At 65.0% G+C, this 10,526-nt stretch carries 10 protein-coding genes and 1 riboswitch; of the genes, 9 read left to right on the top strand and 1 reads right to left on the bottom strand.

Annotated elements, in window-relative coordinates:
- The 9 genes from IRZ12_RS11420 to ribD form a co-directional block, all read left to right on the top strand.
- On the top strand, positions 1-799 hold a 799-nt coding region (locus tag IRZ12_RS11420), incomplete at its 5' end, for a tripartite tricarboxylate transporter substrate binding protein (RefSeq protein ID WP_296468472.1).
- The gene (locus IRZ12_RS11415) at positions 799-3,207 is read left to right on the top strand and encodes a xanthine dehydrogenase family protein molybdopterin-binding subunit (RefSeq protein ID WP_296468470.1); all 2,409 of its coding nucleotides are present in this window, start codon (positions 799-801) and stop codon (positions 3,205-3,207) included. The genes IRZ12_RS11420 and IRZ12_RS11415, both read left to right, overlap by 1 nt.
- On the top strand, positions 3,204-4,037 hold the full coding sequence (locus IRZ12_RS11410; protein ID WP_296468468.1) for a xanthine dehydrogenase family protein subunit M: 834 nt from the start codon (positions 3,204-3,206) through the stop codon (positions 4,035-4,037). The genes IRZ12_RS11415 and IRZ12_RS11410 overlap by 4 nt, the downstream gene beginning before the upstream one ends.
- On the top strand, positions 4,034-4,546 hold the full coding sequence (locus IRZ12_RS11405; protein ID WP_296468466.1) for a (2Fe-2S)-binding protein: 513 nt from the start codon (positions 4,034-4,036) through the stop codon (positions 4,544-4,546). Before IRZ12_RS11410 ends, IRZ12_RS11405 begins: the two co-directional genes overlap by 4 nt.
- A complete protein-coding gene (locus IRZ12_RS11400) occupies positions 4,543-4,986 on the top strand; it encodes a CoxG family protein (RefSeq protein WP_296468464.1) in 444 nt (147 codons plus the stop codon). Before IRZ12_RS11405 ends, IRZ12_RS11400 begins: the two co-directional genes overlap by 4 nt.
- 94 nt (positions 4,987-5,080) lie before the next feature.
- On the top strand, positions 5,081-6,106 hold the full coding sequence (locus IRZ12_RS11395) for a LysR family transcriptional regulator (RefSeq protein WP_296468462.1): 1,026 nt from the start codon (positions 5,081-5,083) through the stop codon (positions 6,104-6,106).
- A gap of 61 nt (positions 6,107-6,167) precedes the next feature.
- Positions 6,168-6,315, top strand: a riboswitch (ZMP/ZTP riboswitch).
- Positions 6,316-6,448: 133 nt separating this feature from the next.
- Positions 6,449-7,693, top strand: coding sequence for a serine hydroxymethyltransferase (glyA, locus tag IRZ12_RS11390; protein WP_296468460.1), 1,245 nt, complete (start codon positions 6,449-6,451; stop codon positions 7,691-7,693).
- A gap of 184 nt (positions 7,694-7,877) precedes the next feature.
- Positions 7,878-8,351, top strand: coding sequence for a transcriptional regulator NrdR (nrdR, locus tag IRZ12_RS11385; protein WP_296468458.1), 474 nt, complete (start codon positions 7,878-7,880; stop codon positions 8,349-8,351).
- A gap of 17 nt (positions 8,352-8,368) precedes the next feature.
- Positions 8,369-9,517 carry a bifunctional diaminohydroxyphosphoribosylaminopyrimidine deaminase/5-amino-6-(5-phosphoribosylamino)uracil reductase RibD gene (gene ribD, locus IRZ12_RS11380; protein WP_296468455.1) on the top strand — a complete coding sequence of 383 codons (1,149 nt, stop codon included), beginning with the start codon at positions 8,369-8,371 and terminating at the stop codon, positions 9,515-9,517.
- A 63-nt stretch (positions 9,518-9,580) separates the two neighbouring features.
- Here the strand turns inward: ribD and IRZ12_RS11375 are convergent, their stop codons facing one another.
- Complete coding sequence (locus IRZ12_RS11375) at positions 9,581-10,387, bottom strand: IclR family transcriptional regulator (RefSeq protein WP_296468453.1); 807 nt, start codon at positions 10,385-10,387, stop codon at positions 9,581-9,583.
- Positions 10,388-10,526 lie beyond the last annotated feature (139 nt).

The raw sequence follows: 10,526 nt of genomic DNA, 5'->3' as shown, positions 1-10,526 counted from the left end.
CCCCCCGGGGGGGGGGCCCACCGGGGGGGGGGCCGGGGGCACCATAGGCGCAGCGGTGGTGGCGGCTTCGCCCCCGGACGGCTACACCATTCTCCTGACGAGCCCGCCCATGGTCACGGTCGCGCCGCTGCTGCTCAAGAACCTGCCCTATCACGCGATCAATGACTTCACCGCGATCGGTACCTTGGTCACGACGCCGAACATCCTCGTCGTCAACAATGACATTCCCGTCAAGACGCTGGCCGAGCTCGGAACCTATGCCAAGGGGGAAGGCAGGAACAAATTGAGCTTCGCTTCCGCCGGCCCGGGAAGCACGGGCCACCTGTCGGGCCAGATACTCCAGAATGCGATGGGATTCGTCATGACGCACGTGCCGTATAAGTCGTCGGGCCTGGCGTTCCCGGATGTGATCTCGGGACGGGTTTCCATGGTGTTCGATTCGCTGCCTTCTACGATCGGCTATGTGCGCGCCGGCCAGGTGCGTCCGGTGGTGGTGATGTCCAGCGAGCGCTCGTCAGTATTGCCCGACGTGCCGACTGCGATCGAAGCCGGCTATCCGGCTGCGACCATGAATTTTTGGATGGGCATCGAAGGCCCCGCCAATATGCCGCCCCGGATCGTCGAAAAGCTCAACGCGGCCATCCGCAAAGCGGTTGAGTCGCCAGAGCTGCGCAAGCACTTCACCTCGGTGGGCGCGGAACCGTTCCTGATCAGTTCGGCCGAGTTCACGGAACTGCGGAAGAAGGATGCCGAACGCTACCGAAAACTCGTCCGTGAAATGGGATTGGAGCGCGAGTGATGGGCCATACAGATAACAGCGGGCTTGCCGCGACGAAGAAGGGCGTAGGTGCGCGCCTGCGACGCAAAGAGGACTGGCGGCACTTGCGTGGGCGCGGGCGGTTTGTAGGGGACATCCGCATGCCGGGGATGCTCGAGGTGGCCTTTGTGCGCAGTCCATGCGCCCATGGCAAGTTGCGCGAGATCGTCGTGCCGGATGAATATCGCGACCAAGTCTTCACCGCGCGGGATTTTCCCTCGGTCAAGCCTATCGTCGCAGTGCCCAAGATCGACGGCTTCAAGTATTCCGAGCATCCGCCGCTGGCGACAGACCGCGTGCGCTTTGCCGGAGAGCCTGTCGCGATGGTGGTGGCGCCGACCCGGGCGATGGCCGAGGACATCGCCGATTCGGTCATGCTCGACATCGAGGAGCTGCCTGCCGTGGTCGATGCCGAAGCGGCCACCCGGCCGGGCGCGCCACTGATCTGGGAAGCGTGGGGCGATAACGTCTATGTTGCCCGCAGCACGGAAGTCGGCGATCTGGAAGAGGCCCGGCGCAAGGCCGCGGTGGTCATCGAACGAGAGTACCGAATGAACCGCCAGTCGGCCGTCCCGCTCGAAGGCCGGGCGATCCTGGCCGCGTGGGACCATCGCCTGGACGAGCTGTGCATCTATACGGGCAGCCAGTCGCCGCACCAGCTGCGCGTCGGCATGGCGCAGACGCTGGGCATCGACGAGCGCCAGCTGCACCTGATCGCGCCCGACATGGGCGGTGGGTTCGGCGCCAAGCGAGTCCTTTATCCCGAGGAGCTGATGGTGGCGGCGCTGGCGCTCAAGCTCAAGCGGCCGGTGCGCTGGCTCGAGGACAAGCGCGAACATCTGCTGAGCGCCATCCATTGCCGGGAACACCACCACAAGGTCAAGGCCTATGCCGACGAGCGTGGGCGCATCCTGGGCCTCGACGTCGAAGTGTACGTGGACGCAGGCGCGTACTCCCATTGGCCCAACAGTCCGTTCATGGAAACGGGCATGGTGGTCAAGAACATTCCCGGTCCCTACGTCGTGCCGAGCTACCGCTGTCGCAGCTATACCGTGGCTACCAACAAGTCGCCCATCGGTGCCTATCGGGGCGTGGCCCGGCCCGCCGCCTGCTTCACCATCGAGCGGACCATCGATGAGATCGCCCATGCGGTCGGGCGCGAGCCGTGGGAGGTGAGGATGGAGAACATGGTTCCTGCCGAGGCCATGCCCTACCGCACCATCACCCAGCTGCTCTTCGACAGTGGCAATTACGGTGAGTCGGTGCGGCGCGTGGTCGAACTCATCGATTTGCCCGGCATCCGCGCGCGCCAGAAGCAGGGCGAGCCCGACGGCCGCCTCGTCGGCGTGGGGCTGGCCTCGTTCACCGAGCAGACGGCGCATGGCTGTGGCGAGTGGGTGTCGCGCGGTACGCCGGTGATCCCGGGCTATGAAACCGCCACCGCACGGATGATGCCAGACGGCTCCCTCATGCTCATGGTGGGCATCGTGTCGCACGGGCAGGGGCTGGAGACGGCATTGTCCCAGGTCGCCCATGAGGAGCTGGGCATTGATCCCGAGCGGGTGTCCGTGCGGCACGGCGACACCCAGATCTCGGCCTTCGGCATGGGAACTTTCGCTTCGCGCAGCATGGTCATGTCGGGCGGGGCCGTCGCACGCGCATGCCGGCTGCTGCGCGCCAAGATGGCGGCGATCGCCGCCCATGCCCTCAAGTGCGAGGTCGAGTCGCTTCGCTTCGAGGATGGGCGCGTCCACGGCCCGAACGGCTCCATGGGGTTCGAAGAGATCGGGCGCATCGCCCACCTGCGGCAGGAAGCGTTGCCTCCGGGCATGGAGCCATTGCTCGAGGTGACGACGACCTACGAGCCGCAAATCGACACGGGCGTGTTCACCTATGCCACACATGCCGCCGTGGTGGCCGTGGATCCGGACACCGGAAAAGTCGACGTCCTGGATTACGCCTGCGTCGAAGATTGCGGCACCGTGGTCAATCCCATGATCGTCGACGGCCAGATCATCGGGGGCATCGTGCAAGGCATCGGCACGGCGCTCTATGAAGAGATTCCGTTCGACGAAAACGGCCAGCCCTTGGCCACCACCCTGGCCGATTACCTGATGCCTGGGGCACCCGAGGCACCGTCCATCCGGATCGGCCACATGGTGACGCCCACCCCCCACACGGAGTACGGCATGAAGGGGATGGGGGAGGGAGGCGCCATTCCGCCTCCCGCTGCCATCGCCAACGCCGTGCGCGACGCGCTGCGCGGCATCGGCGCCGAGCTGAACGAAACCCCCATGACGCCTCAACGGGTGCGCGCCGCAGTCGTCGCGGCACGTGCGCGCGCAGCGCAGGCGGCCGGGGTTCCGAGCGCGCAGGAGGTGGTGCAATGAAAGCGGCGCCATTTTCTTATCGGCGGGCACAGACGCTGGAGGAAGCCTTGCTCGCCGGCGGAGAGAACGCCCGGTTCCTCGCCGGGGGGCAGTCCCTGCTGCCGATGATGAACCTGCGCGTCACCTGGGCCGATACCGTCGTCGACTTGTCTACGCTGGAGGAGCTCAGGCGCTGCAGGCGTGAAGGCGACCGGGCGTTCATCGGCGCAGGCGTGACGCACGCCATGATCGAAGACGTCCGGATCGACGATCCGTCGCGCGGCTATCTGCCGCACGTGGCGGCGGGCATCGCCTATCGGTCGGTGCGCAACCGCGGGACGCTCGGGGGAAGCCTCGTCCATGCCGATCCCGCTGCCGACTGGCCCACGGCGCTGCTGGCGCTTGGCGCGGAGGTGGCAGTAAAGGGGGCCGGCGGCGAGCGCCGCATGCCGCTGGCGGAGTTCCAGCGGGGGCTGATGGAGACGGCGCTCGAGGAAGGAGAGATCTTGACGGGGGTATCGGTGCCGGTGCTGTCGAGCCGCGCTCGCTGGAGCTACCTGAAGTTTTGCCGCAAATCGGGCGAGTTCGCCCATTCCATCGCCGCCATGGTGTGCGATCCCGAGCGTGGCCTGGGAGAGGCGGTATTGGGCGCCGCCGCCGACAAACCGCGCCGGCTACCGCGGCTCTCGGCGCTGCTTGCGGCCGGCGAACGCCCGGGAGGCACCGAGCTCACCCAGGCGGCGGACGATGACGTGCAGGAGGTCACCGGCCTGGAGCGCGCTTCCTACCCCTTCCATTTGCATCGGACCATGATCTTGCGCGCGTGGGCGCGGTTAAAGGAGCTCGCATGAAACTTGCTTTGACAGTCAACAGGGCGCCAGTGACAGCAGAAGTCGAAGATCGGCTGTCGCTGGCGGATTTCCTGCGCGACCACTGCGGGCTGACGGGCACGCACCTGGGATGCGAGCACGGCGTATGCGGCGCGTGCTCGGTATTGCTGGACGGCGAGCCGGTGCGGGCATGCATCACGTTGGCGGCTGCGGTCGATGGGCGGGAAGTAACCACGATCGAGGGGCTCGACGACGATGCGTCAATGGCTGTCATCCGTGAGTGTTTTTCTGAGGCGCATGGACTCCAGTGCGGTTTCTGCACGCCCGGCATGGTCATCATGGTGCGCGATGCACTCGCCCGGGGCAGGTGCGAATCGGAAAGCCAGGTCCGCCAGGAACTGGCGGGCAATTTGTGCCGCTGTACTGGATATGCCGGAATCGTCAAGGCCGCGCTCCTGGCACGAGATCGTCTGAACGCCGCGGGCGCTCCGGCGCCTTCTTCCCAACAGAAGGAAGCGTCGTTGCCATGAATATCACGGGGGAACGTTTATTGGCGGTCGAGGAGCGGATCGTCTGGGACAGCCTTTTCGATCCATCCGTTCTGCAGCAGTGCATACCGGGTTGCGAGTCCGTGGAGCGCGCAGGCGAGGCCTGCTATAAAGCGGTGGTAGTCATGTCCATCGGGCCGGTCAAGGCGCGGTTTTCCGGCTCTGTATCCATTGCGGATGCGCAGGCGCCCGCGCGCTGCCGCTTGCTGTTCGAAGGCAGCGGCGGCGCGGCGGGGTTGGCCAAGGGGAGCGCCGATGTCGCGCTGGAGCAGGCTGACGGCGGGACCCGCTTAACCTATGATGCCCAGGCCCAGGTCGCCGGTAAGCTCGCCCAGGTGGGCGCCCGGCTTATCGAAGGCGTGGCGAGGAAGCTCGCGGGTGAGTTTTTCGACCGTTTCGAGGCGGTCGTCACGGCAAGGTAGACCTGACCCGCCCACGCCGCCAGGCGGGGGCTTGGCCCCGCCTTGCGTTTACGAGTCCAGGCCGGCATGCGGTGTCTTCCGGGAGTTCGCCGTCATGAGAAAGCTGTCTCTGCGTCACCTGCGATGTTTCGTCGCCATTGCCGACACCGGCTCGTTCACGTTGGCGGCGGCGCGGCTTTTCCATACGCAATCGTCGCTGACCGCCACCATCCAGCAGTTCGAGGAGGCGGTCGGGCTCAAGCTCTTCGACCGCACCACGCGCCGCGTCGTGATGACGGAGGACGCGGCGCGGTTCAAGCCCGTGGCCGAGCGCATCCTGCGCGATTTCGACAACGCCATCGGCGATCTGCAGGCGATTGCCAAGAGCCAGCGCGGGCATGTCCGCATCGCCGCGGCGCCCTCGATGATCATCCAAATATTGACGCCGGCGCTGGCCGAGTTCCGCCGGGCCTATCCGTCCATCACCGTGTCGGTGCGCGACGGTGGCTCCGACAAGATCGAGCGGGCAGTGCTCGAAGGCGAGGTCGATTTCGGCCTGTGCAGCCGGCTCAATAATTATCCCGAGCTGGATTACGTGCCCATCCTGGCCGATCCGTTCGGCGTCATTTTCCCCAACGACCACCCGCTCGCCCTCACCAACGGCCCCATCAAGTGGTCGGACTTGGCCGGCTACGACTACATCGGCTTGACCGGAGATACCGGCATAGGCGCTTTCCTGGAAACCCATCCGGAGCTCGGCCTGCACGAGAAAACGAAGCTCTACGACCACGTCTCCAGCACCAATTCCCTTTACGCCATGTTGGGCCTGGGCGGCAAAATCTCGGTCGTCCCCTCCCTGGCCGCGCAGGCCAGCCCGCTGAATGAATTCAAGTTCCGCGAATTGTGTGAACCGCGCATCACCCGGGAAATCTGCCTCATTACCCGCCATCTGCGCTCATTCTCGGTCAATACCCGGCGGATCCTCGAGGTGCTGATCGACACGGTGCGCCAGGCCAGGCACCTGAACGGTGTCGAAGTCATCCTCGATGACAGCTGCCCCGTCCTCGATCCCCCGGACGGGGAGGAGGGGGCGGCTGGGCGCCCCGCTGTGGGCATCCGGGAGGCGGTCGCCAGCGTGTGATGCTTGCGGGCGCGGTTTCCTTTGCACTTATCCACTCTGCGCTAAAATGTGAAACATTGCCTTCGCCCTGCGTGACTGGCGATTCGAGCGACCCGGCGGCAGCCGGTCGCTGAGTGGGCTACCACAAGGAAGCGCAGGGTTTGGGCGAGGTCCTGGCCCCGCTCCCGCGGGTTGGGGCTTCTCCCCCGCCGTTCGCCTGGGCAGCCGTTAGGCAGGTTCGCAGATCGCGCATCCCCGTGTCGTCGTTCGATCCGGAAAATGCGCGGTTTTCGCAAATTCGGCTGGCCGGTCTCGTCACGACATGCCGGTTGGCCCGCTCTGCACAGGAAAAGGAAACCCGTCATGTTCGACCGCAGCCGCACTCTCGCCCAGACCGATCCCGAGCTCTGGTCCGCCATCGAGCTGGAAAACCAGCGCCAGGAACAGCACATCGAGCTGATCGCCTCGGAAAACTACGCCAGCCCGGCCGTCATGCAGGCCCAGGGCACGCAGCTTACCAACAAATACGCCGAGGGCTACCCGGGCAAGCGCTACTACGGCGGCTGCGAGTTCGTCGACATCGTCGAGCAGCTCGCCATTGATCGCGCCAAGCAAATCTTCGGGGCCGACGCCGTCAACGTCCAGCCGAACTCCGGCTCGCAGGCCAACCAGGGTGTCTACATGGCCGTGCTCAAGCCCGGCGACACGGTGCTGGGCATGAGCCTGGCCGAAGGTGGCCACCTGACCCACGGCTCGCCGGTCAACGCCTCGGGCAAGCTGTATAACTTCATTTCCTATGGCCTGAACGCCCAGGAAGAAATCGATTACGACCAGGTTGCGCGCCTGGCGGAGCAGCACAAGCCCAAGCTCATCGTGGCCGGCGCGTCGGCTTATTCCCTGCGCATCGACTTCGCCCGGTTTGCCGAAATCGCCAAGGCGAACGGGGCGCTGTTCATGGTGGACATCGCCCACTACGCCGGCCTAGTCGCGGGCGGCGTGTATCCGAACCCCGTGCCGTACGCCGACTTCGTCACGTCGACTACCCACAAGTCGCTGCGTGGCCCCCGCGGCGGGCTGATCATGTGCAAGGCGGAATTCGAGAAAGCCGTCAACTCGGCCATCTTCCCCGGCATCCAAGGCGGCCCGCTGGAGCACGTGATTGCTGCCAAGGCCGTGGCGTTCAAGGAAGCACTGGACCCCTCGTTCAAGGAATACGCCGCGCAGGTCGTGGCCAACGCAAAGGTGATGGCCGAGACCCTGGTCGAGCGCGGTTTGCGCATCGTCTCGGGCCGGACCGAAAGCCACGTCATGCTGGTCGACCTGCGCGCCAAGGGCATTACCGGGAAAGAGGCCGAGCATGCGCTGGGGCAGGCCCACATCACGGTGAACAAGAACGCCATCCCCAACGATCCGGAGAAGCCTTTCGTCACGAGCGGCATCCGCGTCGGTTCGCCTGCCATGACCACCCGGGGCTTCAAGGAAGAAGAGGCACGCCTGACCGCCAACCTGATCGCCGACGTGCTGGACAATCCGCGCGACGAAGCCAATATCGCGGCCGTCCGCGAGCGCGTCAACGCCTTGACCGCCAAGTTCCCGGTCTATCGCTAAGCGCGGCGCATCATGATAGCCACCCACTTCCCGTGTCCCGGAGCCTTTCTTGAGGGGAGGCACCGGCGTACCGGAGAGGCCGGTCCTGCCGCGCCGGGAAGTGGGCGCCGCATCGCGTTCCAGGGATAGTGATCGGCTGGGCCATGGAGACTGGCATGCACCTCGTCTTGAGGGGGAGCTGCGCATGAAGTGTCCTTTCTGTCGTCACGATGACACCCAAGTGATCGACACCCGCGTACTCGAAGAGGGAAGCGCCATTCGCCGCCGTCGCCGCTGCACGAGCTGCGACCGGCGGTTTACCACTTACGAGCGCGTGGAGCTGTCGTTGCCGACCGTGGTCAAGCGCAACGGCAGCCGGACCGAGTACGACCAGCGCAAGCTGCGTGGCAGCCTCATGCTTGCGCTGCGCAAGCGGGCAGTCAGCGCCGATGCGGTGGACGCGGCGGTTGCCCGCATCGAGGAAGCCTTGATGACGAGCGGGCTGCGCGAGGTGCATTCGGAACGAGTAGGCGAGCTGGTCATGCAGGAGCTCAAGAAGCTCGACAAGATCGCCTACATCCGCTTTGCGTCCGTCTACAAAAGTTTCGAGGACGTAGACGAATTCACCGACGTGGTCCGCGAATTCCAGGGCCCCGTTCCTCCCGTCACGAAATCTTGATCCCTGATGCGATGCCCATGATGCCCGCCGACGCCGAACGCCCAGAGGACGCCGCTTGGATGCGGCGCGCGTTGGCCTTGGCAGAGGGCGCGCTCTACGCCACTTCGCCCAATCCCCGCGTCGGGTGCGTGATCGTGCGGGACGGCAAGGTGCTCGGCGAAGGTGCCACCCAGCCCGTAGGTGGGCCACATGCCGAAGTGTGCGCCTTGCGTGATGCGAGGTCGCGGGGTGAGTCGGTACAGGGCGCCACCGTGTACGTGACGCTGGAGCCATGCAGCCATTACGGCCGCACGCCGCCTTGCGTCGATGCGTTGATAGAGGCCGCGCCCGCACGCGTCGTGGTGGCCATGGGGGATCCCAACCCCCGCGTCGACGGCCAGGGGCTCGCCAAGCTGCGCGCCGCGGGGATCGCCGTGACGACTGGCGTGTGCTTGGACGACGCACTGGCGCTGAACCTCGGCTTCGCGGCGCGCATGAGCCGGGGAACGCCATGGTTGTGGGCCAAGATGGCTGCCACGCTCGACGGGCGTTCCGCATTGCCCAATGGCCGCTCGCAATGGATCACCGGCGAGGCGGCGCGCGCGGACGGCCATCATTGGCGCGCGCGCAGCTGCGCCGTGTTGACCGGCATCGGGACGGTACTGGCCGATGATCCACGCTTGGACGTGCGCCATGTGGAAACAGGCCGCCAGCCACGGAAAATCGTGCTGGACTCCCGCTTGCGCATCTCGCCCGGCGCCCGGCTGCTCGATGGTGCCGAAACGTGGATTTTCACCGCCGTCGAAGACGCCGGCAAGGCAGCGCAACTCGCACACCGGAATGCCCGCGTCATCTGCCTCCCGGACGGCAACGGCCGGGTCGACCTGCCCGCCATGATGCAATGGCTAGGCCAGCATGAAATCAATGAAGTGCACGCCGAGGCAGGTGCGCAGCTGACCGGCGCACTGCTCGAGGCCGGCTGCGTCGATGAGTGGTTGGTCTACCTTGCCCCCATGCTCGTGGGTGAGGGGGCAGGCATGGCCAAGCTGCCCGTGCTCGAGGATCTCGCCCAGGCGCGCCGCTTCGCATTCAACGACGTCGCGCGCGTCGGCGCCGACGTGCGCTTGCGGGCCCAGGACCCCGAACGCCTTGCCGCCGTCCGCGCGGCAGTGGCGTTGGGGGAGTGAGGAGGGGCAGATTGCGCGCTAGGGCACGCCCATTTTGCCGCGACGATGAGCGGTGACGGACTATTATGAACGCAGGCCTAAGGTACGGGAGAGCTCGGCAGCTTCTCGGACCAGCATTTCTCCGATCTCGCGGATGCGTTGCTCTGGAAGTCTTGCACTAGGTCCGAAGACTCCCAGCGAGCCAGCAACTCTGCCGCTATGGTTGAAGAACGGCGCAGCGATGGCGACCGCACCTTGTATTAGTTCGTCCTTGCTTATGGCATAGCCGCGTCGCTTGACCATATCGAGGTCTTCGACCGGGCGACTGACGTCCAGGCCTTGCGTGCGAGCGTAGTCAAGGCGGTCTTCTGCTGTTTCCCCGATGTTGGCCAGAATCGCGCGTCCGCTCGCGCCAACAGAAATTTTTTCTCGATAACCAATACCTCGCTTGAAGCTCAAGGGCTGCGTGCTTGGTAACTCCGCGATGCATAGGCGATCGCCGCCCTCCAGCACGAAAAGGGCCACCGTTTCTCCGGTCTCTTCCCGCAGTTTTTGCATGAGTGGTGCAGCGAGCGCAGCGAGATCCTGGCTCGAGCTCCACGCGTGTGCTAGCTGCCCAACCGCCGGTCCGAGGCGAAATTTCTGCGGGTCTCCCTCGGAAACGACAAAACCACGCTGCTCCAACGTATAGAGCAAGCGGTAAAGCGTCGGTCGGCTTAGGTCGACCCGTTTGAGCAACTGCCCCACTGTCAATTCGCAATCCGTCGCTGTAAAGGCCTGCAGGATTTCTAGGGCCCTGTCCACCGCTCGGACGCTATCCCCGAGCTTTTCTATTTCCGCCACACCTTTCCTCTCAAACAAATCGGCTGAATGCACATCGTAGCTGAGCAAGCGCTCAGGAATGGGCGGTTGACAACTTGATTTGTGTCCGTACAATGGACTTTATTATCATCTAGCGAACAATGTTAAGGAAGGTAGTGGAGTCATGAACAAAGAAATGTCGGAAATTCTCGTGCGCACAGGTCCTGGT

The organism is Pigmentiphaga sp., from assembly GCF_019689535.1.
Lineage (GTDB): Bacteria > Pseudomonadota > Gammaproteobacteria > Burkholderiales > Burkholderiaceae_B > Pigmentiphaga.
This window is presented reverse-complemented; position numbering and strand designations above follow the sequence as displayed.